Source organism: Aquabacter sediminis, from assembly GCF_028863665.1.
Classification (GTDB): domain Bacteria; phylum Pseudomonadota; class Alphaproteobacteria; order Rhizobiales; family Xanthobacteraceae; genus L1I39.
Genome location: NZ_JARBFX010000002.1, coordinates 72,556 through 97,515, shown reverse-complemented (window position 1 = coordinate 97,515; position 24,960 = coordinate 72,556). Strand labels below are relative to the sequence as shown.

The following is a 24,960-nucleotide window of genomic DNA, read 5'->3' as shown; positions in this document are numbered from 1 at the left end:
CAAGTCATTGAGGCGGCGCACGGGCGGATGTGTTTCGCGCCAGACAGCGCCGGCTCCAGGAAAGGCGGACCCCGTGGCTCTGATCGCCGGCGCGATCCTGCTCGCCGTGCTGCTCTATGCGGCGCATCTGTGGACCAAGGCCAATCCCAAGGCCCTGTCCTTGAACCTGATGAAGCTCGGAGCGACGCTGTCCTTCGTCGCTGCGGCGGGGATGCTGGTGACGGGGCGGTTCGGCGCCGCCATTCCGCTCGCCGCCATCGGCCTTGCCCTGCTGGGACGTACCGGCGGCGGGCTTTTGGGCCTGTTTGGCTCCTGGTTCGGCGGCCCGCGCGCGCCGCGGGTCTCCAAGGTGCGATCGGCCTGGTTCGAGATGGCGCTGGACCATGACAGCGGCGCCATGAGCGGCCAGATCCTCGCTGGTGCCCATGCCGGCGCAACGCTCGATGCCCTTGCGGTGCCCGATCTCCTGGCGATGCGGGCGCAGGTGGACGCGCAGTCCCTGGCGCTACTCGAAGCTTATCTCGACCGCCGGGCGCCCGCCTGGCGTGAAGACAGACAGGGCAATGCGGGTCGGGGGGGTGGCGCCGACCCGGGCCGGGCGGACGGGGGCCCGATGACCGAGGAAGAAGCCTACGAGGTCCTTGGTCTTCAGCCGGGAGCGGATGAGGCCACGGTGCGAAATGCGCACCGGACGCTGATGAAGCGGCTCCATCCCGACCAGGGCGGCTCCGGTTATCTTGCGGCTCGCGTCAATCAGGCAAAGGATGTCATTTTGCGTAAGCATCGCTGAACCCGCGCGAATCCGTTTCCTCAGTTGCGTATAGTCATGCAGTCGAAATCATTTCGCTGCAGTAAACGGCAGGCGTCCTTCGCGCTCTTTTCGCTCAGGCCGGCGAATCGGGCGCGATAGAGGTCGGACGAGCCGCGAGACACTTTCTCGGTATAGGGGGCGGCGCCGTTCAGCGCGGTGCGGGCCTTGGAGAGGGCCGCGTCGAGACGTGCCTTGGCTTCCTTTTCCCCATTGAACGCCCCGATCTGAATCTGCCAGCCGGGCTTGGGCGGGCCGCCATTGGCCGCGGCCGGGTTGGAGGTGCGGGCCGTGGGCAGGGCCACCGGCGCGGCCGAGGCGGTCCGCACGGGCTGGGGTTCGGGCCGGGCCGCCTCGGCGGAGGACACCGGCGCCCCCCAGATGAGTGCGGGCGGGGCGATCTCTTCTTCCGCGAGACCGGCGGGCAGGCGCGCCGGGGGCTGCAGATGCGAGACCGCCTGGACCTGCGCCTGGCCGGTCTGGAAGCGCTGCGACGGAACAAGGGCTTGCTGGGCCGGAGCGGGCGCCGGGGCCGGCACCGGCTGGGCATAGGCCTGGGTGCCGGAATTGGAGAAGCCAGGGGCCGTCAGCGTCTGCGTGGTCGGGCGCTGGATGGCGGTGGTGCGCACCGCCACGGGCTTGATGAGCTCGTTGGCAGGCTGGGCCGTGGCGCGGGCGGGAATGGCGGCCGTCACCACCGGGTCGGCCGCATAAGCCAGGCGCTGCGGCGCGGGAAGGGGGGCGATCGGCCCGGGTTCCACTGCGGCCATGGCAGCCGGGCGGGTGGTGGGGATCGGCGGGGGATTGTCGTTGGCCGCGGTCTGGATGGTGCGGCTTGTGCGCGCACCGGCATAGGCGCGGTTGTAATTGTTGGCGATCAGGCTCGCCATCCGGGCATCCCGGGAGGGGCCGCTCGAGCCGCCCAGCACCACGCCAATGATGAAGCGGTCATCCTTGTGGACCGAGGTCAACAGGTTGAAGCCCGAGGCACGGGTATAGCCGGTCTTGATGCCGTCCACGCCTTCCACCCGTCCCAGAAGCCGGTTGTGGTTGCCGATGGACTCGCCCTTATAGACGAATGTCCGGGTGGAGAAGTATTTGTAATACTGGGGGAAACGGTCCTGGATGGCGATGCCGAGCGTGGCCAGGTCGCGCGCCGTGGTCAGTTGTCCCGGATTGGGCAGGCCGGAGGCATTGCGGAACTGCGAGCGCGTCATGCCGATCTGGCGGGCCTTGCGCGTCATCATCTCGCCGAAGGTCGACTCGTCCCCGCCGATGGCTTCCGCGATCACCACCGCCACGTCATTGGCGGAGCGCGTGACCAGGGCCTTGATGGCGTCGTCCACCTCGATGGTGGACCCGGCGCGCACATTCAGCTTGGAGGGCGACTGCGCCGCAGCGCGGGCGGAAACCGGCAACTGGCTGTCGAGGCGCAGGCGGCCGGCCTCCAGCTGCTCGAACAGCATGTAGAGGGTCATCACCTTGGTGACCGAGGCCGGGTGCAGCTGGGTGTCGGCATTCTCCTCATAGAGGACCTTGCCGGTATTGGCATCGACGATGAGCGCGGCGGTGCCGGAGCGCCAGCCCGCGCCCGTGGTCGGGGTATCGTCGTCCTCGTCGTCCTGGGCCCGCGCGGTCTTGGCCTTGCTGGATTTGGAGGCCGACTTGGAGCTGGCGCTGCTCTTGGATTTGCTGGATTGCGTCTGCTTCTGGGAGGACTTCTGGCTCTTGGCGTCGGCCGCATCGGCGCCGCCCACCGTGAAGGCGAAAGCGAGCGCGGTCACTGCCGCGAGAAGCCTGAAGGAAAAGGCGCCATTCGCAAGCGCAATACGCATGAAACTGGTCCCGTTTTGGTTCGGCGGACAGGCCGGCAAAAAGGCACGACGCGTCCGCAAGCCCGGCGCGCCGTCACGGTCATGTCGTTCGGTATGTGACCGGCTCGAAGGGTAGAAACCCGCAGTTACCAAGCCGTAAATCCGGCCACATCCGTATTTGTGCGGTGCACAAAATTCTTGACGTTTATGTTGCAGTGCATATTATACAAATCGGGCAGGGCAAAACCTCCCAGTGTCAGGGCTGCCGGTGAAAGCCGGTATAGGAAAGGAACTCCCAATGGTTCAGTCCGCTGAAGAGCTGCAGAAGCTCGGTAAGGAAAATGTCGACGTCGCGCTGAAGAGCTTCGGCGTGTGGTCCAAGGGCGCCCAGGCCATCGCCATCGAGGTCGCCGAATACACCAAGAGCTCGTTCGAGCTGAGCACCTCCACGCTGGAGAAGCTCCTCGGCGCCAAGACCCTGGATCAGGCCGTAGAGATCCAGCAGGGCTATTTCAAGGCCGCCTACGAGGCTGCGGTGTCCGAGACCACCAAGCTGGGTGAGCTCTATTCCGACCTCTACAAGCAGGCCTACAAGCCCTACGAAGCCGTGTTCGCCAAGGTGCAGTGAGGCTTTGCCTTCGTTGGCCGCCCGGACCTTCCGGGCTGCCAACCGTGTGCCAATCCCTCGCAGCCCATTAAGGGCCGCGAGGCTGTCGTGAAGCCTGCGGCGAACGGGCCGTCCGGCATGATTTTGCGCTTTCCGGGCGCCTATGGTCTGGCGAAGCCGGGCCGTCATTCCTATTATTCCGGCATGCGCCGAGATGGCAGATCGTCCGCGGTCGCGTCACCGGGAACAGCGCGCAAGATGCCGATGAGATACAAAGAACCTCTTTCCGCCGCACCTGTCGCGGGCCCCGCTGCAAGGCCCCCCGCCGCTCCGCCGCCCTCGGCTGCCGGAGACAAACCCCGCCGCGGAGGCGGGACGGGTCCTGGCACAGCCGTCATCACGCGCACCAAGCCGCAGACCAAGCGGCCGAGCCTTTACCGGGTGCTGCTGCTGAACGACGACTACACCCCCATGGAATTCGTGGTGCACGTGCTGGAGCGGTTCTTCAACAAGGACCGGGAAGCCGCCAACACCATCATGCTCCATGTCCACCACCATGGCGTGGGGGAATGCGGCGTCTACACCTACGAGATCGCTGAAACAAAAGTGACACAGGTGATGGACTTTGCCCGCAAACACCAACATCCTCTCCAGTGTGTGATGGAAAAAAAGTGACGCTGGAACAAGCTTGATGTCGTCACATGGGTGAATGAGGCCCGCGAGGGTCTTGCAAGGGGGGCGGGCCGGTACAAAGTTTAACGGAGCGGGCACGCGCCGGGATCCTTCGAACCGGCAAGGGTTGGGGCGACGTGCCAGATAGAGGTGTCGATGCCGACTTTTTCACGCAGCCTCGAACAATCGCTCCACCGCGCGCTCGCCTTGGCGAACGAACGGCACCACGAATACGCGACGCTCGAGCACCTGCTTCTCTCCCTGGTGGATGACCAGGACGCGGCCGCTGTCATGCGCGCCTGCAATGTCGATCTCGACAAGCTGCGCCGCAATCTCATCGAATATGTGGATACCGAGCTCGACAACCTGGTCCAGCGCGGCGGGGACGATTCCAAGCCCACCGCCGGCTTCCAGCGGGTCATCCAGCGCGCCGTCATCCATGTGCAATCCTCCGGCCGCGAGGAAGTGACGGGCGCCAACGTGCTCGTCGCCATCTTTGCCGAGCGGGAGAGCCATGCCGCCTATTTCCTGCAGGAGCAGGACATGACGCGGTATGACGCCGTCAATTACATTTCCCACGGCATCGCCAAGCGGGCCGGCATGTCGGAAAGCCGCCCCGTGCGCGGCGCCGAGGAGGAGACTGAGACGAAATCCGGCGAAGAGACCAAGAAGAAGGCGGATGCGCTCGACGCCTATTGCGTCAACCTCAACCGCAAGGCCAATGAGGGCAAGATCGACCCGCTGATTGGCCGCGACAAGGAAATCCAGCGCACCATCCAGGTGCTCTGCCGCCGCCAGAAGAACAATCCCCTGTTCGTGGGCGACCCTGGCGTCGGTAAGACCGCCATCGCGGAGGGCCTGGCGCATCGCATCATCAATGGCGACGTGCCGGAAGTGCTGGCCACCGCCACCATCTTCTCCCTCGACATGGGCGCGCTGCTCGCCGGGACCCGCTATCGCGGCGACTTCGAGGAGCGCCTCAAGCAGGTGGTGAAGGAGATCGAGGCCTATCCCAACGCCATCATGTTCATCGACGAGATCCACACCGTCATCGGCGCGGGTGCGACCTCGGGCGGCGCCATGGATGCCTCCAACCTGCTGAAGCCGGCGCTGGCCTCCGGCTCCCTGCGCTGCATGGGGTCGACCACTTATAAGGAATACCGGCAGTATTTCGAGAAGGACCGCGCCCTGGTGCGCCGCTTCCAGAAGATCGACGTGGCCGAGCCGACCGTTCCGGACGCCATCGAGATCCTCAAGGGCCTCAAGCCCTATTTCGAGGACTATCACAAGCTGCGCTACACCAACGAGGCCATCAAGGCCGCGGTGGAGCTGTCCGCCCGCTACATCCACGATCGCAAGCTGCCCGACAAGGCCATCGACGTGATCGACGAGAGCGGCGCGGCGCAGATGCTGCTGCCGGAGGCCCGGCGCAAGAAGACCATCGGCCTGAAAGAAATCGAGGCCACCATCGCCACCATGGCGCGCATTCCGCCCAAGACCGTCTCCAAGGACGATGCGGAGGTGCTGTCGGCGCTGGAAAGCACGCTCAAGCGCGTGGTCTATGGCCAGGACAAGGCCATCGAGGCGTTGTCCGCCTCCATCAAGCTGGCCCGCGCGGGCCTGCGGGAACCGGAGAAGCCCATCGGCTCCTATCTGTTCTCCGGCCCCACCGGCGTCGGCAAGACCGAGGTCGCCAAGCAGCTCGCCTCTGTGCTGGGGGTGAACCTGCTGCGCTTCGACATGTCGGAATATATGGAGCGCCACACGGTGTCGCGCCTCATCGGCGCGCCTCCCGGCTATGTGGGCTTCGACCAGGGTGGCCTTCTGACCGACGGCGTCGACCAGACCCCCCATTGCGTGCTGTTGCTGGACGAGATCGAAAAGGCCCATCCGGACCTCTTCAACATCCTCCTGCAGGTGATGGACCACGGCAAGCTCACCGACCATAACGGCAAGTCGGTGGATTTCCGCAACGTGATCCTCATCATGACCACCAATGCGGGCGCGGCGGACCTCTCCAAGGCGGCCTATGGCTTTACCCGCTCCAAGCGGGAGGGTGACGACGTGGAGGCCATCAACCGGACCTTCGCGCCCGAGTTCCGCAACCGCCTGGACGCGGTCATCCCCTTCGCCCACCTCACGCCCGAAATCATCGGGCAGGTGGTGGAGAAGTTCGTGCTCCAGCTGGAGGCGCAGCTCGCCGACCGCAACGTGACCATCGAGCTGTCCGAGGAGGCCACCTCCTGGCTGGTGGAGCGCGGCTATGACGAGCAGATGGGCGCCCGCCCCATGGGCCGGGTGATCCAGGAATACATCAAGACGCCTCTGGCCGATCTGGTGCTGTTCGGCTCGCTGAAGGGCGGCGGGCATGTGCGGGTGGTGGTCGAGGGCGAGGGCGCCAAGTCCAAGCTTGGCTTCCTCTTCCCCGACGGCCCGGTCACGCCCAAGCCGGACAAGGTCACCCCCACCGCCCCCAAGCGGACGCCGCGCCGCAAGGGCGAGGCCGGGGGGCCCTCCAAGGGGGGACGGCCGAAGGGAGGTTCCGGCGGGGGCGGACCCAAGTCCGGCCCCAAGGGACCCAGGTCGGGCGGCTCCTCCGGTGGTCCCTCCGGGGGCACTGGCCGCCATGTGCCGAAGGTGCCGCTGGTCAAGGCCTGAGCGCACGGGCGCGATGCGCGTATGCCTATAGTGGCATGCGCGGCAGCCTCAGTCTCATGAAACAAAGCGGGCTCCGGCCATCTCGCCGGAGCCCGCTTCTTTTTTTGCCAAACGACCAAGGCGGCCTTGGACCGGGGTTTGGCCGCTCCGGTCAGCTCGCCTTGGCTGCCGCCGCGTTGCGCGCGGCGGCCCGGATCGCCCGCCTCTTGGCGAGGGCCGCGACGCGGGGATCGGAGCGGCAGAAGGCGTCGAGCTGGCGGTAGATCTCGCCTGCGGCGATCAGCTCATAGGCCTTGTTGTAGTGTCCCAGGTCCTGCAGCGCGACATCCATGCCGTCCCGCATCACATAGGCGGTGGGATCGATGAAGGCCGTGTGCGGGCTGGTCTCCGCCGCGCTCTTCAACGCATCGCGGAGCTCCACGCGCTGGCGGATGGGCGAGCCGTCATAGTCATTGGACGTGATGCCGACGAAAACCACGGGGTGGTCTGGCATCATTTCCCGCAGCCGCAGGATCTCCTGCGCCAAGCCGGCATGGTCCAATTCGTAGAAGTTGGACTGAAGCACCACATCCATGGCCAGCTCGGATTTGGGCTTTCCCTTCAGCCGCTCGGCGATGTCGGCCTTGGCATCGGCGGAGCGGAACAGGGCGCCGGACGCCCGCTCGTCAATCTTGTACTCGGCCAGCATCTCCCGGAACCGGTTCAGCTGGAGGTACCAGCCCTTATATTCGATGATCCGCACCGAGGAGACCTCGCACACGATCACATCGATATTGGCGAAGAGGCGGTAGAAGCGGTCTTCCCCCCTCAGCTCCTTGGGCGAGGTGATGTTGATGAGGTCGTAGAGCTCCGGCGGGGCCTTGATCTCGGACCGCAGGAGGCGGATGGCCTGCTGGATCTCAAGCGGGTTGTGAAGATAACCGATGGCGGAATCGAACTTGTAGGAGATCAGTCCGTGATTTGTGACCACGCTGAGAGGCGTGTTCACGCGGCAGCTGCCAAAGGCCCCTACGGCCCAAATCGATTCCTCGTCCACGGCTTAGCCCCTCGCGATTGAAGTCAGGTGCGGACGCGTCGTTCGCGGCGGTCGGCCTGACATGTTGCAGTGCGGTGGAAGCAGTGTAAACCCCTCGGGCCGATGCCGTGGAGGTTTTATGATACGCATGAATGAAAATTCATAAGCCTTGCCAACGCCTGGTCCCAGGCGTTTCCCTTGGCCAAGCGAAAATGGCCCCGCCGGGAGGCGAGGCCATTTTGAAGGACGCAGAGGGGGGGGCGCAGGATGCTTGGCCGGGCAGGTCAGACCGCCATGCGCTCGGCACCGGCCACCGGCTCGCGCAGCACATAGCCGCGACCCCAGACGGTCTCGATATAGTTCTTGCCACCGGAGGCGTTCGCCAGCTTCTTGCGCAGCTTGCAGATGAACACGTCGATGATCTTCAGCTCGGGCTCGTCCATGCCGCCATAGAGATGGTTGAGGAACATCTCCTTGGTGAGGGTCGTGCCCTTGCGCAGGGAGAGGAGCTCCAGCATCTGGTACTCCTTGCCCGTGAGGTGCACCCGGGTGCCTTCCACCTCGACGGTCTTGGTGTCCAGGTTGACGATCAGGTCGCCCGTCTGGATGACCGATTGGGCATGGCCCTTGGAGCGGCGCACGATGGCGTGGATGCGCGCCACCATTTCGTCCTTGTGGAACGGCTTGGTGAGATAGTCATCCGCCCCGAAGCCGAAGCCCTTCACCTTGTCCTCGGTGCCGGCAAGGCCGGAAAGGATGAGGATGGGGGTCTTGACCTTGGCCACGCGCAGGGCCCGCAGCACCTCGAAACCGGACATGTCCGGGAGGTTCAGGTCCAGCAGGATGATGTCGTATTCGTAGACCTTGCCCAGGTCCACGCCTTCCTCACCGAGGTCGGTTGCATAGACGTTGAAATTCTCGGACTTCAGCATCAATTCGATGCTTTGGGCCGTCGCACTGTCGTCCTCGATGAGCAAGACGCGCATGGCAATCCCTTTCCTCGAACCAAGACGAAAGGCGGCGTGCCGCCCCTCGCGGTCCCGACAGACAGTGTGATTCGCGTTACGTATGATGAATCGATAACCGACAAGGATTCATGCGGGCAAGAGTCGGTTTGAAAAACTTTGTGCATGAACGCGAAGACTGACTCTGTTCCAAGCACTTACGTTTTTTCATCCCCATGCCGCCGTAACGTCGCACTCCCTTCCGAGACCGGAAATATCGGACGCCGCTCCTGATCCGGGGGGTTGGCGCGGTAACACTTTGCCGGCGCCCTCGAACCGGGATCGGAAGTCTTCAAAACCCCTGTGGCGCAAGGATTGCCCCAGCGCCGGAGGTTTTTCGAACCACGTCCGAACCGTGGAAGCATCATTAATGAAGGCGGTAAACGATTGGTTTCCATGCGCAGCGTGGCCGTAAATTTCCCCCGCCTTGGAGGTGGCGGTAAGGAAAGCGCAACCGGTGTGCGCCATGCTGGCTCAACAGGTCCAAAGCGGACCGAAGCGTTCAGTGATGCACTTCGGAGTATGGCGTTCCATGAAGTCGCGTGAACCCCTGATCCGCGCCAAACGGTTCAAGATCGAGGATGCCCGTCGGCGCCTGTCCCAGATTGATGCGATGATCGGCGAGTTCGAGCGCATGGCGAACGATCTCGACCGCGACATCGCCGCCGAGGAGGCGCGGACCGGCATCTCCGATCCGCGTCATTTCGCCTATCCGCCCGTGGCTGCGGCCGCGCGGCAGCGGCGCGACAATCTCGTGCGGTCCTGCCAGGACTTGCGGGGCCAGCGCTCCGACGCGCTGGACGTGCTCAACGAGGCGGAGACGCAGTTGCAACTGGCGGAAGCCGCCGGAGAGCGCGAGCGGGCCTCCGACGGCGAGGGCCTGGAGCGGCGCCTCGCCTGGCGGCATGGCGAGACCGCGCGCATGTGAGCGCGTGCGCCCAACTTTCAAAAACCGGGCCGCCAAAAACCGGGGCGCGCGGTCCATCTGCCATGTGCACATGGCGCGCCAGCGCGTATGACAGTCGGATTGTCCGATCCGCGTCGCGCACACGGGGCGGACCGGATTTGAGCGGCGCCGGGCGCCAGACGGGAGTGTCGTGACCCATCCCTTCGATGCGGAACGGGTGATGGAGCAAGTGGCGGCCGGCAACCGGGACGCCTTGCGTGTCCTCTATGACGCCACCGCGCCGCGCATCTATGGCATCGCCCTTCGGATCCTGCGCGAGGAGGCGCAGGCGCGCCACGTGGTGCGCGCGCTTTATCTGGAGATCTGGTCCGAGCCCGCCGCCTTTGCCCCGCCCGAGCGCCTGGTGGATCGCATGGCCGCGCGCGTGCGCGCCCTTTCCCTTGATGCCGCACGCGACCGCGCCGAGAGTGGCAGCGGGTTCGAGCCATTCGCCGTGGACGATGATGTGGACGATCCCCTCGCCAGACCCGAGCGCACGCCCGCACTCCTGAAGCTCCTCACCTGCCTCGGCCAGCTCCCGGAAGATCGGCGCCGCATGCTGCTGCTGGCCTATTATGATGGCTGGAGCCGGGATGCCCTGTCCATCTATCTGGATGCGCCGCCTCATGCGGTGAACACCTGGATCTGGCGGTCGGTGGCCGAACTCGACGCGTGCCTCCAGTCATGATGGCCATGGACGATCCCCGGCGCCTTGCGGCCACGTTCGTGTTGGGCACGCTGGATGGCCCCGAGCGTGCCGAGGCGCGTGCACGCCGTGCGGAAGATCTGGACTTTGCCGCCCTGGTCCATCTGTGGGAGGAGCGCCTCGCGCCTCTCCACGCCCTGTCGCCCGCCGTGCGCCCGCCCGCCGACCTGTGGGACGATCTGCTGGCGGCGCTGCCCGTGCCGACACCGGAGGTCGAGGAGGCTGCGGCGGCCCTGGACGCGCCTGACGAGGCCGGCAAGGAACCGGCCGGCCCGCCCGGCGCAGAAGACGGCACACCGGTCGAGCCTCCCCTGCCGGGCATGGATACGCCCGCGCCCGAGGCAACGCCCGATGTGCCGCCCGAGCGGTTCCGCGCGGACGGGCAGGCGGGCGTGCCGATGGAAGGGGCCGCCTCCAGCCGTCCCGAGGCCAGCGCACCCGGTGACGGACCGGCACAAGAGTCGTCCGCCGCGCCTGCGCCCGAGATGCCGGGCGAGCCACCTCTGGACCCGTCCCTTGTGGCGCCCTTGGCGCCGACGGACACGTCGGCCGGCCCACCGCTCCCGGATGGTCCGCAGCTTCCGGCCGCAGACCCCGTGGCGGCCGGGCCTGTTGTCCCGGCCGAGCAGGGGCGGGCGGGTGTGGCATCCTCCGATGGACCGGGCTCCGGGTCGGAGCCGGACAGCGCCGCAACGCCGAACCACGCCTTCCCTCACGACGAGGGGAAGGTCGGGCGCGAGGCGGTCGCGGAAGCGGGGGAGGGGGCGGCGACGCCGATTCTCGTTTCGCCCTCGCTTTCGGCAATACCGGCCGAGGAGGAGTCGCGGCCCGCTGCACCCCTGACGGTGCCGGCCGGGGGGGCGACCGCAGAGCCGCCTGCCGAAGCACCTGCCGAAGCACCCGCCGATACGCCTCCCGAAGCGCCCGTCGCCACGGAGCCGCTCGCGCCGGTGCCGCCGCGCGGGCCATTCGACATCGTGCTGGATCGCCCCGCGCCGACGGGTCGCGAGGCCGGCGCGGCCCCGCCGGCTGAGGCGCCGTCCGAAGGCGGCAACCCCTGGCGGCTGACCACGGGGCTCCTGCTGGTGGCGGGGCTCATCGGGGGCGGGGCGCTGGCCTATCGGGAAATGCACCGCCAGCCGCCGCTGCCCGATGTCTTCGCCCCCCTGCGCTCCTCGCCCCACCCCCAGATGGTGCTGGCCCTGGACCCAGAAGCCGGCGACGTGGTGGTCCGCCATCTGGATGCGCCGCCGCCGGAGGGCATGGTCTATCGCATGTGGCTGGTGTCCCACACCCACGGCACCCGCGCCGTGTGCAGCTTCACCACGGCGGGACGCTGCCCTGCCGGAGCACTCGGCGCGGTGGACCGCGCCGGGCTGATGGCTGGCACGCTTCAGGTGACGCTGGAGCCGGCCGGCCTGAGCCTTGCCACCCCTACCGGCAAGGTGGTGTTCTACGGCCGCGCGCTGACCCGCTGAGGCGGCCAAGCGTTTGCCCCGCCGCCTGTTCATGGCATAAGGCCGGCTTGAGCCGGTGACGCAGCGCCCCCTTGGCGCGGCCTGAGCGCTTCTTGACGGGACGGATCATGACGGTCGCGGTGACGATTGAAGACGCGGTGAAGACCTTCGGGCCCCATCGCGCCCTGTCGGGCATCTCGCTGAAGATCGAGCACGGCGAGCTGGTGGCCCTGCTGGGCCCCTCCGGTTCGGGCAAGACCACCTTGCTGCGGGCGGTGGCGGGGCTGGAGCAACTGGACACCGGCCACATCTTGTTCGACGGCGTGGATGCGGCGCAGGTGCCGGTGCGCTTTCGCGGCATCGGCTTCGTGTTCCAGCAATATGCCCTGTTCCGCCACATGAGCGTTGCTGACAATATCGCCTATGGCCTGCGCTCCCGCTCCCGCGCGACCCGCCCGCCGGAAGCGGAGATCCGCCGCCGGGTGGAGGAACTTCTCGCGCTCGTGCAGCTGGAGGGCTATGGCGGCCGCTTCCCGGCCCAATTGTCCGGCGGCCAGCGCCAGCGCGTGGCGCTCGCCCGGGCGCTCGCCATCGAGCCGAAGGTGCTGCTGCTGGACGAACCCTTCGGGGCGCTCGATGCCCTCGTGCGCAAGGAGTTGCGCGCCTGGCTGCGGGCCCTGCACGACCAGACCGGCCACACCACCTTGTTCGTCACCCACGACCAGGAAGAGGCATTGGAACTGGCCGACCGCGTGGTGGTCATGAGCCAAGGGCGCATCGAGCAGGTGGGCACGCCGGACGATGTCTATGACCGCCCCGCCACCCCCGACGTGTTCGGCTTCATGGGCGCCTCCAGCCGCCTGCCGGTGACGGTAGGGGAAGGGCTGGTGCGCGCCGGCGGCGACGTGGTGGCCGCGCCCATCGAAATGGTGCCGGACGGGCCGGGTCTCCTCTTTGTGCGCCCGCACGACATCACCGTCTCCATGGCGGGTACGCCGGGCGCCGACGGCGTGGTGCGGGGCTTCCGCCGCCATGGCGCCACCCGCCTCCTGGAAGTGGAAGTGGGCGGGGGCCTCGTGGAGGCCAATGTGACGCCGGCAGTGCGCGTTCCCGCGGGCACCAAGGTGTCGGTGCGCTTCGACCGCGCGCGGCTGTTCCCCTCCGCCGGCGGCGCCGTGGATTGCCGGCCGCCCAAGGCCCACCAGACGGGCGAATACGCCATCTGAGCGCGCACAGGCGTGGATTACTCCGGCCACGCTTAACCTTGCGTCGCTCTTGCCCTGTGTCGGCGGGAAAGGCTAAGTCGGCGGCGGCGACACGTGCTGCGGTTGCTCGCGGCTAGGCAGAGTGAGTGTGATGAGCGCTGATCCCCTGTTCCCGCGTCCGGTCGACCGTGCGCTTGATGCGTCCTTCCGGTTCGGCCAATCCATGGAGCCCAACTATTCCGGCGCGGCCTCCTTCCTGCGGCGGCGCTATGCCAAGGATGGCGGCGGGGCCGAGGCGGTGGTGTGGGGCATCCCGCTGGACGTGACCGTCTCCAACCGGCCCGGCACCCGCTTCGGGCCTCGGGCCCTGCGCGCCGCCTCCACCATTCTCGACGGCGATCCCTATTACCCCTTCGGCTTCGACCCCTTCGCCCGGCTCGACGTGGCCGATGCGGGGGATTGCGTGTTCGACTATGGCATCGCCCATGCCATCCCCGCCGCCATCGAGGCGCAGGCGGCCCAGCACCATGCCCGCGGCACCCATCTGGTGACGCTGGGCGGCGACCATTTCCTCACCTATCCGGTGCTGAAATCCCTGGTGGCCAAGCTCGGCGAGCCGGTGGCCCTGATCCAGTTCGACGCCCACCAGGACACCTGGGACGATGACGGCGAGCGGGTGGACCACGGCACCATGATCACCCGCGCGGTGAAGGACGGCCTGATCCGTGTGGACCGCTCGGTGCAGGTGGGCATTCGCACCCACGCCCCGCAGACCTACGGCATCGACATCATCGACGGCTTCACGGCCGGCGAGCTGGGCCCCCGCGAGGTGGCGCGGCGGGTGATCGAGCGGGTGGGGGACGCCCCGGTCTATGTCTCCTTCGACATTGATGCGCTGGACCCCGCCTTCGCGCCCGGCACCGGCACGCCCGTGTGCGGCGGCCTCACCAGCCGCGAGGCCATCTCCATCCTGCGCCAGTTCGGCGGGCTCAACCTGAAGGGCTTCGACGTGGTGGAGGTCTCGCCGCCCTACGACCATGCGGAAGTCACGGCGCTGGCGGGGGCGAGCCTGGCGGCCTGCTATCTGTGCCTGCTCGCCGACCGGAAGGCCAAGGGCTTCGACATCTCCCTTTAGGCCGGAGCGCCCCCCATGGCCGTTCCGGCCTACGCCTATGTGCTGCCGCTCTCGGCGGTGGGGCTTGCCTTGGCCGGCCCCATCCTGCGCCTGCCATTCTCTGACGCGGCCGCCTTGCTGGCCACCGGTTTGCTGCTGGGCTCATCCTTCTCGGCGGTGAAGCATGCCGAGCGCATCTCGGCCCGGCTGGGACAGCCCTACGGGACGCTGGTGCTGACCTTTTCGGTCACCCTTATCGAGGTGTCGGTCCTCGCCTCCCTGATGCTCAATGGGAGCAACAACCCGACCCTTGCCCGCGAGGCCGTGCTCTCCACGGTCATGTTCGTTTTGACCGGCGTGGTGGGCATCTGCCTGCTTCTGGGAAGCCTGCGCCATTTCCAGCAGGGGGTGCAGCAGCAGGGGGTGACCGGGTTCCTGTCGGTCATCATCTCCATCTCGGTCATCGGGCTCATCCTGCCCGGCGAGACCTCCGCCGGCATGACGGGAACGGCCAATCCGGTGCTGATCGCCCTCATCATGGTGGGCGTGGTGCTGCTCTATCTCTCCTTCCTCTTCATGCAGACCGTGCGCTACCGGCTGGATTACCTGGACGGGGACAGCGACGAGGACGAGCGGCCCACCGGCCGGCAGACCCTGAAGGCCATCACCTTCCTGCTGGTGAGCCTGATGGGCGTGGTGATGCTGTCGGACCATGTGGCGGCCGGCGTCGAGCGTCTCATCCTGCCGCTGAACCTGGCGGACCCGGACGCGGTGATCGGCGCCGTCGTGGTGGCCATGCTGCTCTTGCCGGAGACCATCACCGCCATCCGCGCGGCGCGAAACAACGAATTGCAGCGGGCGGTCAACACCGCGCTGGGCTCGGCGCTGGCCACCATCGGCCTGACCATGCCCGCCATGGTGGCCATCTCATTCCTGCTGGACCGCCCTATCGTGCTGGGCCTCGACCAGGAGGACCGGGTGCAATTGCTCCTGGCGCTGCTGCTGTCGGTGGTGAACTTCGGCACCGGCAAGACCAATACCTTGACCGGAATGGTGCATCTGGTGCTGTTCTTCGTGTATGTGGTGACTTTGATCGTGCCTTAGCCTCCTTGGCGTCCGACCCAATCCGTTCCCACAGCGTTTGGGCAAGAAGGTCCGCCGCCAGGCGGCGGGCCACGCTCTGATCTGCTGTTCGGCACCTGTGCGAGCGGAAGCCTCGATCAATTTTTCACTTCGCCGGCAATAGCCAGCCATTCGGCAACGCCCTTGTGGAAATTCAGCTTCAGCCAATTATCGAACTCGGCGGCCCACTTGTCCGGGGTCATTGCCTTGACCTTGTCGTAGAGCATCTGGGCATCGTTCTTGTCGTTCGACTCGCAAAGGGTCACGAAACCGACAGCGATGCCCTGAAGCATGCCGCGGCCTTTTTGAATGAAGGCGTTGCTATTCGCTGCGTCCGTATTGTTGAGGTCCATCTGAGCCATCATCTGATCATAACTGGGCATCTTGCCCATGAGCGTGTCGATCAAGGCGGGTTTCGCGGCGAGGATGTTGCCGATGGCAAAGGCGAGGTCGCTTGCCGCCGCTGCGGGCGACGCCGGATATATCCGCGGAGGCGCGACCTGAGCCGGGTCGATGATCTTGGCATAGGCGGCAATGGCCGCATCGATGCCGGCTTCGGTTGCAGGGTAGCGGTTGGCCAGCAGGTCGGTGGGGCTCTGCCCGGCCTCATAGGCCACTTCCGCTTCAAAGGCGGCGCCAAGAAGCGAATCGCCGCCCTTGGCTGCGGCGATAATGGCCTGCGCCGAGGCCACGTCCTCCGCCTGGACGAGATCGTAAAAAGCATCTCGCAATCCAGAAAAAGCGGCCCGATAGGCCAGGAGAACGGTTCTGTTCTTCCCCCGCTCCCCGAGCGACAGATCATTGGCGGGGATTCGCGCGACCAGCTGGGGCGCCAAAGCTGGCGTCGTGGTCAGGATGGCGCGGATGCGGTTGCCCAGCATGGCGGCGGCCACCTGCGTTCCGATGCTGTTCGCATTCTCGCTGAAAGCCTCGAAAGCGGCGTCGATCATGTCAGTGGCGTCGGTCATCGTCAGTCCCTCCGATTGGATGTTGGGCGGCGTTCGAGGCATCGCATTCATCAGGATTGAGTTTTCGTCCGCCGACCATGACGGCCACACGGGAAGCGCCTGGACGTGGGCAGGGGGAGCGAGGTGTGGGAGTGAGGTGTGGAAGTCAGCTGGCCCACCAAGCCCCTGGGCGCCAATTCGGGGCCGCTCCCCTCTGTGACTGTCTTCACGTTTGCCCCGCTCCCTCCCTGGTGAACGGCCGAGCCGCGAGGCGAGTATGTCAGATCTATGCGTGTGCGTAACTATAAATACAACTATAACTAGAAAATGAGTGACCCTTGCGATGGTCCTGGGGTGGTGGAGCGAGCCGCCGGTGGCTGACGTCCGCCCCCCTGTCGAGAAGGCGTGGACACCCGGGCGCGGGAATGGCATGTTCCGACCCGAAATCGAGCGAGGCGCGGACCGTGAAAGAGTTGCTGGTTTCTATTTTCACCTGGTGGAACAAGCAGACCATCGGCACGGCCCTGTGGACCCGCCGCTTCGGCGAGTTCGTGGGCCAGGACGAGTTCGGCAACCGCTATTTCCGCACCCGCAACGGCGCCATCGACCCGACCCTCGGCTTCGAGCGGCGCTGGGTGATCTATAACGGCTATGCCGAGGCCAGCTCCATTCCCTCCGGCTGGTATGGCTGGATTCACCACCGCACCGACGTGCCCCCCACCGAGGAAACCTACGTTCCCCGGTCCTGGGAAAAGCCGCACCACCGCAATCTCACCGGCACCCCGGCCGCCTATCGCCCCAAGGGCTCCGTGCTGGCGGGCCGCGCCCGTCCGCGCGTGACCGGCGACTATTCCGCCTGGACGCCCGGCGAGTGAGTCGCCGCCGCTGAGCGCTCGGCGCGGGCCTCCGCCCCCCGCGCGATCTGCTGCGCCTCCCATACCCCATGACGCCGTGCCGATGCATGGGACGTGGAGGGTGTGGGCCTGTCCGCCCTGCTTGCCCTTCCGTGGCCGCATTGGGGGTGTTAACGGAGACCAGCGGCGGATCCCAACCGCCCCTGCGTCGTGGCGACCCCGCCGTCCGGCGGCCGGCCCCCTGGAAATGGTTTTGACATGGTGATGTCCCGCTTCGCGTCGTTCCTGGCCATCGCGACGCTGCTCGCGGCGGGAACGGCAGCCTTCGCGCAGTCGAGAAGCGGCATCGAATCGGCGCCCCTCCTGCCGCCCGCCAGCGTCGGCCAGCCACCGGCCGGGGCCCAGCCCAGCCAGGCGCCGCGCCCGCAATATCCCCAACTGCCCCCACCCGGCGCGCCCCGTCCCGCGCAACCCGGCGCCCAGCCGGCGCCCCCCGTGACCCAGGCGCCGCTCGCCCCCCCGCCCGCCGCCCCGCAGACGCCCGTGACGGCCCCGCCCGTCTCCCCGGGAAGCCAGGCGCCGGCTGCGGATGGCAATGATTATGTGGTGGTCCAGCCTTCAGCCGAGCGCATTGCCAATCCGACCGCCGTCTATGCCGGCCTCGACAAGATCACCGGGCGCATCACCTCGTTCGAGGTGGCCATTGGCGAGACCGTGCAGTTCGGTGCCCTCCAGGTGACGCCGCGCGCATGCTATACGCGCCCGCCCACGGAGACGGCCAACACCACCTCATTCACGGAGGTGAACGAAATCACGCTGAAAGGCGAGGCCAAGCGCATCTTCACCGGCTGGATGTTCGCGGCCAGCCCCGGCCTCCACGCGGTGGAGCACCCGATCTATGACGTCTGGCTGATCGACTGCAAGGCAACCCCGCCCGGAACCGCCAAGTCCGCCGGCCAGAAGTAGAAGTCGGCGTTGGCCTTCGCCGCCTCGTCCAGCAGGCGCTGATAGGCGCGACGGCTGACCTCCACCGCGCCGAAGGTGGCCAGGTGCGAGGTGACGAACTGGGTGTCCAGGAGACGGAACCCGCCCGCCTTCAGGCGCGCCACCAGATGGACGAGCGCCACCTTGGAGGCGTCCCGCTCGGTGTGGAACATGCTCTCGCCGAAAAAGGCGGCGCCGAGCCGCACGCCATAAAGGCCGCCCACCAGCCGCCCGTCCTGCCAGGCTTCCACCGTGTGGCAATGGCCGCGGCGGAACAGGTCGCCATAGAGTGCGCGGATGCGGCCATTGATCCAGGTCTTGGCCCGGCCGGGCTGGGAGGCGGCGCAGCCGGAAATCACGCCCTCGAAATCGGTGTCGACGCGCACCTCGAATTCATCCGCGCGCACCGTGCGGGCGAGGCGCGAGGGCACGTGGAAGGCGTCGAGCGGGATGATGCCCCGTCGCTCCGGCTCCACCCAATAAAGGCCGGGATCCTCGGCGCTCTCGGCCATGGGAAAGATGCCGCAGGCATAGGCCTTCAGCAGCACCTCCGAGGTGATTTCAACGATATGGTCGCGCGGCCTGCTCATGGGACCATAGAAGCGCATGCAAGCGGGGCGGCGATGTGGCGCTTTGCCGCTTTTGTCCCACCTGTTCCGCGAAACCATGCGGCAGTGCAGCATGGGCGTGGAAAGGTGCAAGGATAAGGGGATACGGCTGTAGTCATTTTGTCATGAACGCGCTGTACTGCCGCTCTGGACCCACCTTCGGTGCCGTCCGCGTTTCAGCCCGTTTTGCAGCGGACCCGCCTCATGCTCTTCCAGCCTGTCGGCTCCAGACCTGATCCCGCGGCGGTCCGCCCCCGCTATTTCAGCGCCTTCGATCTCTTCGCCTTCGCCATCATCTTCGCCTTCCTGGCGCTGATCACCCACGCGACGCAGGAGACGCTGGTTCCGATCGCCGAGATGGAGCAGACGCCCATCTCGCTCGACCCGACGTCGCTGCCCGAATATGCGCTGCGCACCACCTTGCGCATGCTGGCGGCCATCGTCTGCTCGCTGATCTTCACCTTCATCTACGGCGCCATTGCCGCCAAGAGCCGGCGCGCCGAGATGGTGCTGATCCCGGTGCTGGACATCCTGCAATCGGTGCCGGTGCTGGGCTTCCTGTCCTTCACGGTTCTGTTCTTCATGAACCTGTTTCCCGGCCGGGTGATCGGCGTGGAACTGGCGGCGGTGTTCGCCATCTTCACCAGCCAGGCCTGGAACATGACCTTCAGCTTCTACCAGTCGCTGAAGACGCTGCCCCGCGATCTGGTGGAGGTGTCGGACAGCTTCCGCCTCACCGGCTGGCAGCGCTTCTGGCGGCTGGAGGTGCCCTTCTCCATGCCGGGCCTCGTATGGAACACCATGATGTCCATGTCGGGCGGCTGGTTCTTCGTGGTGGCCTCGGAAGCCATCACGGTGGGCGACACCACCATCACCCTGCCGGGCATCGGCGCCTATGTGGCCACCGCCATCGACCAGCGGGACCTTGGCGCGGTGGCCTGGTCGGTCATCGCCATGCTGGTCATCATCCTGCTTTATGACCAGCTGCTGTTCCGTCCCTTGGTGGCCTGGGCGGAGAAGTTCCGGTTCGAGCAGTCGGCGGGCGGCCCCGCGCCCAAATCCTGGGTGCTGGACCTCGTCAAGCGGGCACGCCTGCTGCAGATCCTCATGACCCCCATCGGCATGCTGGCCACCGTGGCCTCGCGCATGCCGCTGCGTTCCCCCGTGCGCGTGCCCCGCAAGGTGGAGGCCGCCTGGACCAGCCCCACCATGGACCGCATCTGGACCGTGCTGGTGGTGGCGAGCGCGATCTATGGCGCCTGGATCGTGGTTGACTATGTGGGCCGCGAGGTGGGGCTTGCCGAAGTGGGCCATGTGGTGTGGCTGGGCTTCCTCACTCTGATCCGCGTGGCGGTGCTGATCTTCCTCGCCTCGCTCATCTGGGTGCCCGTTGGCGTGTGGATCGGCCTTCGCCCGAAGGTTGCCACCGCGCTTCAGCCGGCGGCGCAGTTCCTGGCGGCCTTCCCCGCCAACATCGTCTTCCCGTTCGCGGTGGTGGCCATCGTGCGGCTGGGGCTCGACCCCAATGTGTGGCTGTCCCCGCTGATGGTGCTGGGCACCCAGTGGTACATCCTCTTCAACGTGATCGCCGGCGCCAGCGCCTTCCCGAACGACCTGCGGGAGGCGGCCAATTCCTTCCACATCCGGGGCTGGCACTGGTGGACCAAGGTGATCCTGCCCGGCGTCTTCCCCTATTATGTCACCGGCGCCCTGACCGCCAGCGGCGGCTCCTGGAACGCCTCCATCGTCGCCGAGGTGGCAAGCTGGGGTGACACCACGCTCAGGGCCGAGGGCCTGGGCGCCTATATCGCCGATGCCACCACGGCGGCGGACTTCCCGCGCGTGACCCTCGGCATTGCCGTCATGTCGCTCTACGTGATCGCCTTCAACCGCACGCTCTGGCGCCCGATGTTCACCTTCGCGGCCCGCCGCCTGCGCCTCGACTGAGGAGACCGACCATGCTCGAAACCGTCTCTCCCCCGGCGGATACCCCGCTGCTCGGCGTCTCCCATGTGGTCCAGTCCTATCGCAAGGGCGACAACAACCGCATCCTGGTGCTGGACGATGTCTCGCTCTCCATCAAGGAGGGCGAGATTGTCGGCCTGCTCGGCCGCTCCGGCTCGGGCAAGTCGTCCCTGCTGCGCATCATTTCCGGCCTCGTGCCGCCTTATGCGGGCGAGGTGACCTGGTGCGGGGAGAAGATTGACGGGCCGTGCCCCGGCATCTCCATGGTGTTCCAGACCTTCGCCCTCTTTCCCTGGCTGACCGTGCTCCAGAATGTGGAGATCGGCCTTGAAGCGCTGGGCGTGGATGCGGCGGAGCGCCGCCGCCGCGCGGAGCAGGCCATCGACCTGATCGGCCTCGGCGGCTTCGAGAGCGCCTATCCGAAGGAATTGTCCGGCGGCATGCGCCAGCGCGTGGGCTTTGCCCGGGCGCTGGTGGTGCATCCGCGCCTCATGCTCATGGACGAGCCCTTTTCGGCCCTCGACGTGCTGACCGCCGAGACCCTGCGCACCGACATCATCGACCTGTGGACCGATGGCGTGCTGCCCATCAAGTCCATCCTCATCGTGACCCATAACATCGAGGAGGCGGTGCTCATGTGCGACCGCGTCCTCATCTTCTCGTCCAATCCCGGCCGGGTGGCCTATGAGATGCCCATCGGCCTGCCGCACCCGCGCGACCGCCTGGCGCCGGAGTTCCGGGCGCTGGTGGAAGAGATCTATGCCCGCATGACCAACCGGGCCGGCCCCGGCGCGGCGCTGCAAGGTCACGACCAGCAGCACCAGGAGGCGACCCTCACCTCCCACCTTCAGCCCATTTCCACCAACATCCTGGCCGGCCTGCTCGAGGAGCTGGCGGACCCGCCCTATAACGGCAAGGCCGACCTGCCCGAACTGGCGGACAGCCTGCACATGCCGGCCGACAGCCTGTTCCCGGTGGCCGAGGCCCTCCAGATGCTGCGCTTCGCGGACATCGTGGCCGGCGACATCCTCATCACCGAGGCGGGGCGGCAATTCGTCGGTGCCGAGGTGGAGGCGCGCAAGCGCCTGTTCGCGGACCATCTCCTCGCCCATGTGCCCCTGGCCGCGCACATCCGCCGGGTGCTGGAGGAGCGCCCCAGCCACAAGGCCCCCTGGTCGCGCTTCGCCGACGAGCTGGAGGACCACATGTCCGAGGACTTCGCCAGCGAATCCCTGTGGGCGGTGGTCAATTGGGGCCGCTATGGCGAGACCTTCGTCTATGACGAACAGCTGAAGCAGTTCAGCCTCGAAGAGGAAGAGTGAGCGCGCGCCGCGCCGCCGGCCTATGGTCCTGAACACAGGCGGCTGACCGGGCCGGCGGGGTCGCAGGACGATCCGGTGCCCGGATCCGCCTCCTGGGGAGCAGCCGCTGCCCGAGGCGCGGGCGGCCGATGGAGGGGCGGATGGCGCGCGCGCGGCTTGTCCGGGCCGGTGTGCTTGCGATGGCGGCGACGGCGCCGGGTTTTCTCGGCCTTGCCACCGTGCAGGTGGAGGCGGGGATTGCCGGCGCTTTCGGCGCCTATCTCCTGGTTGTCAGCTTTCCCAAACTCCCCGCGCGCGAGCCGCGTGCCAAGCTGCTGGTGGCGGCGGCCTCCTTCGGGGGCTCGGCCGCCCTCGGTGCCTTTTGCGGGCTGGACCTCTGGCGGCTCATGCCGGCCGCGATCCTGTTCGCCCTCTGGCAGGCGCGCACCGAACTGGTGCCGGTGAGCCTGCGCCCCGTGGCGGCCCTGAGCGCACTCGCCATGGCGCTGTCCACCGCTCCGCTTCCGCCCGGCCTGACGCCGGCCACCTACGGCCTCGCCCTTGGTGCCGGCGCCCTGTGGCAAGCGGTCTGGGTGGCCGCGCTGGTGCCCGCCGGAGAAACGGGGCGTCGCGGCTGGCGCAGCGAGCTGGTGTTGCCCTGGCAGGGCCTCTTTCACGCTTATGCACCCCCGCCAGTGGAGGGCCGGAAGGTCGGCGCGCGGTTCGATCTGGTGATGGCGGTTCTGGCGGCGGTGGGCAGCGTTCTGGTGGTGGTGATGCCGGTGCCCCATTCGGGCTGGCTGCTGACCACGGCACTGCGGGTGATGAAGCCGACGCGGACGGAGACGCTCCATCGCATGCATCGGCGGGGGCTGGGCACGGTGCTGGGATCGGTCGCGGCGGTGGCGATCCTGTCGGTTGGAATGCCGCTCGCCCTCCACATCGCGTTGATGGGGGCGATCCTGTGCGCCATGCTGGTGGCGGGGCCGCAGCGCTATGGCCTCTACAGCTTCTGCCTGACCGTGGTGGCGCTGAACTTTGCGGCCTCTCCGGGCGAGGCGGTGACCGCGCTCGGCGGTTATCGGGTGGAGCTGACGCTCGGCGGCCTCGCCCTCGGCCTTCTGGCCTGCCTCGCTCTGCCGGCGACGGGGCAGAAAGCCTGACCGGGCGCGGAAGCGCCCGGCGGCTGCCCTCAGGCCCCCGTCAGATGCCCTTGCCCTCGCCCTGCGCCAGGAAGTGCTCCAGCCAGTGAATGTCATACTGGCCTTCGGCAATGTCCTTGGTGCGCACGAGGGTGCGGAAGAGCGGCAAGGTGGTGTCGATGCCATCCACCACGAACTCGTCCAGCGCGCGGCGCAGGCGCATCAGGCATTCGTCGCGGGTCTTGCCGTGGACGATGAGCTTGCCCACCAGCGAATCGTAATTGGGCGGGATCGCGTAGCCCTGATAGGCATTGCTGTCGACGCGGATGCCGAGGCCGCCGGGCACATGATAGTGCGTGATCCGCCCGGGCGAGGGCCGGAAGGTGGTGGGGTGCTCGGCATTGACGCGGCACTCGATGGCATGGCCCTCGATCACCACATCCTTCTGGGTGAGGGTCAGCGGCTCGCCGGCGGCGACGCGGATCTGCTCGTTGATGAGATCGATGCCGGTGACCATTTCGGTGACCGGATGCTCCACCTGGATGCGGGTGTTCATCTCGATGAAGTAGAATTCCCCGTTCTCGTACAGGAATTCCACCGTGCCGACGCCGAGATACTTCATCTCGCGCATGGCCTTGGCCACGGTCTCGCCGATCTCGGCGCGCTGGGCAGCGGTGATGACCGGGGAGGGGGCCTCTTCCCAGACCTTCTGGTGGCGGCGCTGCAGCGAGCAGTCGCGCTCGCCCAGATGGATGGCGTTGCCACGCCCGTCGCCGAGCACCTGCACCTCGATATGGCGCGGCTTGCCCAGATACTTTTCCAGATAGACCGCATCGTCGCCGAAGGCCGCCTTGGCTTCCGAGCGGGCGGTGGAGAGCGCCGCGGACAGGTCCTCGGCGGTCAGCGCCACTTTCATGCCGCGCCCGCCGCCGCCGGCGGCGGCCTTTACCAGGACCGGGAAGCCGATCTCGGCCGCGACCTTGTGGGCCTCCTCGTCCGAGTGAATGCCGCCCTCGGAGCCGGGCACCACCGGGATGCCGAGCCGCTGGGCGGTCTTCTTGGCCTCGATCTTGTCGCCCATGATGCGGATATGCTCCGCCTTGGGGCCGATGAAGTGGATGTTGTGGTCGTTCAGGATCTCGGCGAAGCGGGCATTCTCGGCCAGGAAGCCGTAGCCCGGATGTACCGCGTCCGCGCCCGTGATCTCGCAGGCGGCGAGCAGGGAGGGGATGTTCAGATAGCTGTCGCGGGCGGGAGCCGGGCCGATGCACACGCTCTCGTCGGCGAGGCGCACATGCATGGCATCCGCATCCACGGTGGAGTGCACGGCGACGGTGGCGATGCCGAGCTCCTTGCAGGCCCGCAGGATGCGCAGCGCGATCTCGCCGCGATTGGCGATGAGGATTTTCTGAAACATCGGCGCGGTTAGCCTTCGCGTAAACTCAATCTGCCGACGGCCGGCAGGAGGCGCCGGCCCGTCCGTGACGCGCGCCTTGGGGCGCGCCGTCGCTCACTCGATGACGAGCAGGGGCTCGCCATATTCCACGGGCTGGCCGTTCTCCACCAGGATCCTGGTGATCGTGCCGGAGCGCGGGGCGGGGATGGCGTTCATAGTCTTCATGGCTTCGACGATCAGGACCGTCTGGCCTTCGCGCACCGTGGAACCCACATCAACGAAGGGCGCCGCACCCGGCTCGGGGCAGCGATAGGCGGTGCCGACCATGGGCGAGGAGACCGCGCCGGGGTGCTTGGAGAAATCAGCCGGGCTGGCGGCGGCGGCAGCCTCGGGCGCGGCGAGCGCGGGGGCGGCGGGCGCTGCCACGGCGGCGGGGGCCACCTGGACCACCGGGGCGGGGGCGCGCACCACACGGATGCGCAGCGCGTCTTGCTGGACCTCGATTTCCGTCAGGTCGCTCTCCGAGAGGAGCTGGGCGATGTCGCGGACGAGGGCGGTGTCGATCGGGGATTTGGGATTCTTCATCATGCCTATGCGATCGTGCGGCGCGAGCGGCCGCGCGGGGCTCCTTGAGG

The 24,960-nt window shown here is 67.2% G+C and carries 22 protein-coding genes; 15 read left to right on the top strand and 7 right to left on the bottom strand.

From position 1 onward, the window contains the following. Positions 1 to 73 precede the first annotated feature (73 nt). Entirely contained in the window at positions 74 to 790 is a 717-nt protein-coding gene (locus PV781_RS03470; protein WP_274774240.1) for a DnaJ domain-containing protein, read from the top strand. A gap of 20 nt (positions 791 to 810) precedes the next feature. Here PV781_RS03470 and PV781_RS03465 read toward each other — a convergent pair whose 3' ends face one another. Next, entirely contained in the window at positions 811 to 2,643 is a 1,833-nt protein-coding gene (locus PV781_RS03465; RefSeq protein ID WP_274774239.1) for a serine hydrolase, read from the bottom strand. 277 nt (positions 2,644 to 2,920) lie between these two features. Here PV781_RS03465 and PV781_RS03460 point away from each other — a divergent pair, with 277 nt between their 5' ends. The 3 genes from PV781_RS03460 (at position 2,921) to clpA (ending at position 6,559) form a co-directional block, all read left to right on the top strand. Then, the gene (locus PV781_RS03460; RefSeq protein WP_274774238.1) at positions 2,921 to 3,250 is read left to right on the top strand and encodes a phasin family protein; all 330 of its coding nucleotides are present in this window, start codon (positions 2,921 to 2,923) and stop codon (positions 3,248 to 3,250) included. A 243-nt stretch (positions 3,251 to 3,493) separates the two neighbouring features. Then, positions 3,494 to 3,904, top strand: a complete 411-nt coding sequence (clpS, locus tag PV781_RS03455) for an ATP-dependent Clp protease adapter ClpS (protein WP_425532359.1) — start codon at positions 3,494 to 3,496, stop codon at positions 3,902 to 3,904. Between the two features lie 153 nt (positions 3,905 to 4,057). Then, complete coding sequence (gene clpA, locus PV781_RS03450; RefSeq protein WP_274774237.1) at positions 4,058 to 6,559, top strand: ATP-dependent Clp protease ATP-binding subunit ClpA; 2,502 nt, start codon at positions 4,058 to 4,060, stop codon at positions 6,557 to 6,559. Positions 6,560 to 6,710: 151 nt separating this feature from the next. Here the strand turns inward: clpA and PV781_RS03445 are convergent, their stop codons facing one another. Together PV781_RS03445 and ctrA are read right to left on the bottom strand one after the other, a co-directional pair. After that, the gene (locus tag PV781_RS03445) at positions 6,711 to 7,595 is read right to left on the bottom strand and encodes a hypothetical protein (protein ID WP_489667326.1); all 885 of its coding nucleotides are present in this window, start codon (positions 7,593 to 7,595) and stop codon (positions 6,711 to 6,713) included. 263 nt (positions 7,596 to 7,858) lie between these two features. Further along, the gene (gene ctrA, locus PV781_RS03440) at positions 7,859 to 8,560 is read right to left on the bottom strand and encodes a response regulator transcription factor CtrA (RefSeq protein WP_274774235.1); all 702 of its coding nucleotides are present in this window, start codon (positions 8,558 to 8,560) and stop codon (positions 7,859 to 7,861) included. A 550-nt stretch (positions 8,561 to 9,110) separates the two neighbouring features. On the opposite strand from ctrA, the gene PV781_RS03435 reads away from it, so the two are divergent. The 6 genes from PV781_RS03435 (at position 9,111) to PV781_RS03410 (ending at position 15,110) form a co-directional block, all read left to right on the top strand. Further along, positions 9,111 to 9,506 (top strand): flagellar export protein FliJ, encoded by a 396-nt coding sequence (locus tag PV781_RS03435; protein ID WP_274774234.1) that lies wholly within the window; start codon positions 9,111 to 9,113, stop codon positions 9,504 to 9,506. A gap of 169 nt (positions 9,507 to 9,675) precedes the next feature. Beyond that, positions 9,676 to 10,212, top strand: a complete 537-nt coding sequence (locus PV781_RS03430) for a sigma factor-like helix-turn-helix DNA-binding protein (protein WP_274774233.1) — start codon at positions 9,676 to 9,678, stop codon at positions 10,210 to 10,212. 5 nt (positions 10,213 to 10,217) lie between these two features. Then, positions 10,218 to 11,708 carry a hypothetical protein gene (locus PV781_RS03425; protein WP_274774232.1) on the top strand — a complete coding sequence of 497 codons (1,491 nt, stop codon included), beginning with the start codon at positions 10,218 to 10,220 and terminating at the stop codon, positions 11,706 to 11,708. A 107-nt stretch (positions 11,709 to 11,815) separates the two neighbouring features. Beyond that, a complete protein-coding gene (locus PV781_RS03420) occupies positions 11,816 to 12,913 on the top strand; it encodes a sulfate/molybdate ABC transporter ATP-binding protein (RefSeq protein ID WP_274774231.1) in 1,098 nt (365 codons plus the stop codon). Positions 12,914 to 13,043: 130 nt separating this feature from the next. Further along, a complete protein-coding gene (speB, locus tag PV781_RS03415) occupies positions 13,044 to 14,027 on the top strand; it encodes an agmatinase (protein WP_274774230.1) in 984 nt (327 codons plus the stop codon). 15 nt (positions 14,028 to 14,042) lie between these two features. Beyond that, positions 14,043 to 15,110 carry a calcium:cation antiporter gene (locus tag PV781_RS03410; RefSeq protein ID WP_274774229.1) on the top strand — a complete coding sequence of 356 codons (1,068 nt, stop codon included), beginning with the start codon at positions 14,043 to 14,045 and terminating at the stop codon, positions 15,108 to 15,110. A 116-nt stretch (positions 15,111 to 15,226) separates the two neighbouring features. On the opposite strand, the gene PV781_RS03405 is transcribed toward PV781_RS03410, so the two are convergent. Next, complete coding sequence (locus tag PV781_RS03405; RefSeq protein WP_274774228.1) at positions 15,227 to 16,096, bottom strand: hypothetical protein; 870 nt, start codon at positions 16,094 to 16,096, stop codon at positions 15,227 to 15,229. A 443-nt stretch (positions 16,097 to 16,539) separates the two neighbouring features. Between PV781_RS03405 and PV781_RS03400 the strand changes: the two genes are divergently transcribed. Then, entirely contained in the window at positions 16,540 to 16,950 is a 411-nt protein-coding gene (locus PV781_RS03400; protein ID WP_274774227.1) for an NADH:ubiquinone oxidoreductase subunit NDUFA12, read from the top strand. Positions 16,951 to 17,187: 237 nt separating this feature from the next. Beyond that, on the top strand, positions 17,188 to 17,895 hold the full coding sequence (locus PV781_RS03395; RefSeq protein WP_274774226.1) for a DUF2155 domain-containing protein: 708 nt from the start codon (positions 17,188 to 17,190) through the stop codon (positions 17,893 to 17,895). Here the strand turns inward: PV781_RS03395 and aat are convergent. After that, a complete protein-coding gene (gene aat / locus PV781_RS03390) occupies positions 17,826 to 18,503 on the bottom strand; it encodes a leucyl/phenylalanyl-tRNA--protein transferase (RefSeq protein WP_274774225.1) in 678 nt (225 codons plus the stop codon). The two genes, PV781_RS03395 and aat, sit on opposite strands and share 70 nt — an antisense overlap. A gap of 222 nt (positions 18,504 to 18,725) precedes the next feature. Between aat and PV781_RS03385 the strand changes: the two genes are divergently transcribed. The 3 genes from PV781_RS03385 to PV781_RS03375 all read left to right on the top strand — a co-directional run bounded on the left by PV781_RS03385 (position 18,726) and on the right by PV781_RS03375 (position 22,950). Next, positions 18,726 to 20,468, top strand: coding sequence for an ABC transporter permease (locus tag PV781_RS03385; protein ID WP_274774224.1), 1,743 nt, complete (start codon positions 18,726 to 18,728; stop codon positions 20,466 to 20,468). An 11-nt stretch (positions 20,469 to 20,479) separates the two neighbouring features. Then, on the top strand, positions 20,480 to 21,808 hold the full coding sequence (locus tag PV781_RS03380) for an ABC transporter ATP-binding protein (protein ID WP_274774223.1): 1,329 nt from the start codon (positions 20,480 to 20,482) through the stop codon (positions 21,806 to 21,808). Between the two features lie 140 nt (positions 21,809 to 21,948). Beyond that, positions 21,949 to 22,950: an FUSC family protein gene (locus PV781_RS03375; protein ID WP_274774222.1), complete on the top strand. Its 1,002-nt coding sequence runs from the start codon at positions 21,949 to 21,951 to the stop codon at positions 22,948 to 22,950. Positions 22,951 to 22,990: 40 nt separating this feature from the next. Here the strand turns inward: PV781_RS03375 and accC are convergent, their stop codons facing one another. Then, positions 22,991 to 24,346 carry an acetyl-CoA carboxylase biotin carboxylase subunit gene (accC, locus tag PV781_RS03370; RefSeq protein WP_274774221.1) on the bottom strand — a complete coding sequence of 452 codons (1,356 nt, stop codon included), beginning with the start codon at positions 24,344 to 24,346 and terminating at the stop codon, positions 22,991 to 22,993. Positions 24,347 to 24,439: 93 nt separating this feature from the next. Further along, the gene (gene accB, locus PV781_RS03365; protein ID WP_274774667.1) at positions 24,440 to 24,910 is read right to left on the bottom strand and encodes an acetyl-CoA carboxylase biotin carboxyl carrier protein; all 471 of its coding nucleotides are present in this window, start codon (positions 24,908 to 24,910) and stop codon (positions 24,440 to 24,442) included. Positions 24,911 to 24,960 lie beyond the last annotated feature (50 nt).

Coding starts and splice junctions, on each gene's coding strand:
- clpA (WP_274774237.1), top strand. CDS start 4,058: ATGCCGACTTTTTCACGCAGCCTCGAACAATCGCTCCACCGCGCGCTC.
- PV781_RS03420 (WP_274774231.1), top strand. CDS start 11,816: ATGACGGTCGCGGTGACGATTGAAGACGCGGTGAAGACCTTCGGGCCC.
- accB (WP_274774667.1), bottom strand. CDS start 24,910: ATGAAGAATCCCAAATCCCCGATCGACACCGCCCTCGTCCGCGACATC.
- PV781_RS03435 (WP_274774234.1), top strand. CDS start 9,111: ATGAAGTCGCGTGAACCCCTGATCCGCGCCAAACGGTTCAAGATCGAG.
- PV781_RS03410 (WP_274774229.1), top strand. CDS start 14,043: ATGGCCGTTCCGGCCTACGCCTATGTGCTGCCGCTCTCGGCGGTGGGG.
- accC (WP_274774221.1), bottom strand. CDS start 24,346: ATGTTTCAGAAAATCCTCATCGCCAATCGCGGCGAGATCGCGCTGCGC.
- PV781_RS03395 (WP_274774226.1), top strand. CDS start 17,188: ATGGTGATGTCCCGCTTCGCGTCGTTCCTGGCCATCGCGACGCTGCTC.
- ctrA (WP_274774235.1), bottom strand. CDS start 8,560: ATGCGCGTCTTGCTCATCGAGGACGACAGTGCGACGGCCCAAAGCATC.
- PV781_RS03425 (WP_274774232.1), top strand. CDS start 10,218: ATGGACGATCCCCGGCGCCTTGCGGCCACGTTCGTGTTGGGCACGCTG.
- clpS (WP_425532359.1), top strand. CDS start 3,494: ATGAGATACAAAGAACCTCTTTCCGCCGCACCTGTCGCGGGCCCCGCT.
- PV781_RS03375 (WP_274774222.1), top strand. CDS start 21,949: ATGGCGCGCGCGCGGCTTGTCCGGGCCGGTGTGCTTGCGATGGCGGCG.
- PV781_RS03460 (WP_274774238.1), top strand. CDS start 2,921: ATGGTTCAGTCCGCTGAAGAGCTGCAGAAGCTCGGTAAGGAAAATGTC.
- aat (WP_274774225.1), bottom strand. CDS start 18,503: ATGAGCAGGCCGCGCGACCATATCGTTGAAATCACCTCGGAGGTGCTG.
- PV781_RS03380 (WP_274774223.1), top strand. CDS start 20,480: ATGCTCGAAACCGTCTCTCCCCCGGCGGATACCCCGCTGCTCGGCGTC.
- PV781_RS03385 (WP_274774224.1), top strand. CDS start 18,726: ATGCTCTTCCAGCCTGTCGGCTCCAGACCTGATCCCGCGGCGGTCCGC.
- speB (WP_274774230.1), top strand. CDS start 13,044: ATGAGCGCTGATCCCCTGTTCCCGCGTCCGGTCGACCGTGCGCTTGAT.
- PV781_RS03465 (WP_274774239.1), bottom strand. CDS start 2,643: ATGCGTATTGCGCTTGCGAATGGCGCCTTTTCCTTCAGGCTTCTCGCG.
- PV781_RS03405 (WP_274774228.1), bottom strand. CDS start 16,096: ATGACCGACGCCACTGACATGATCGACGCCGCTTTCGAGGCTTTCAGC.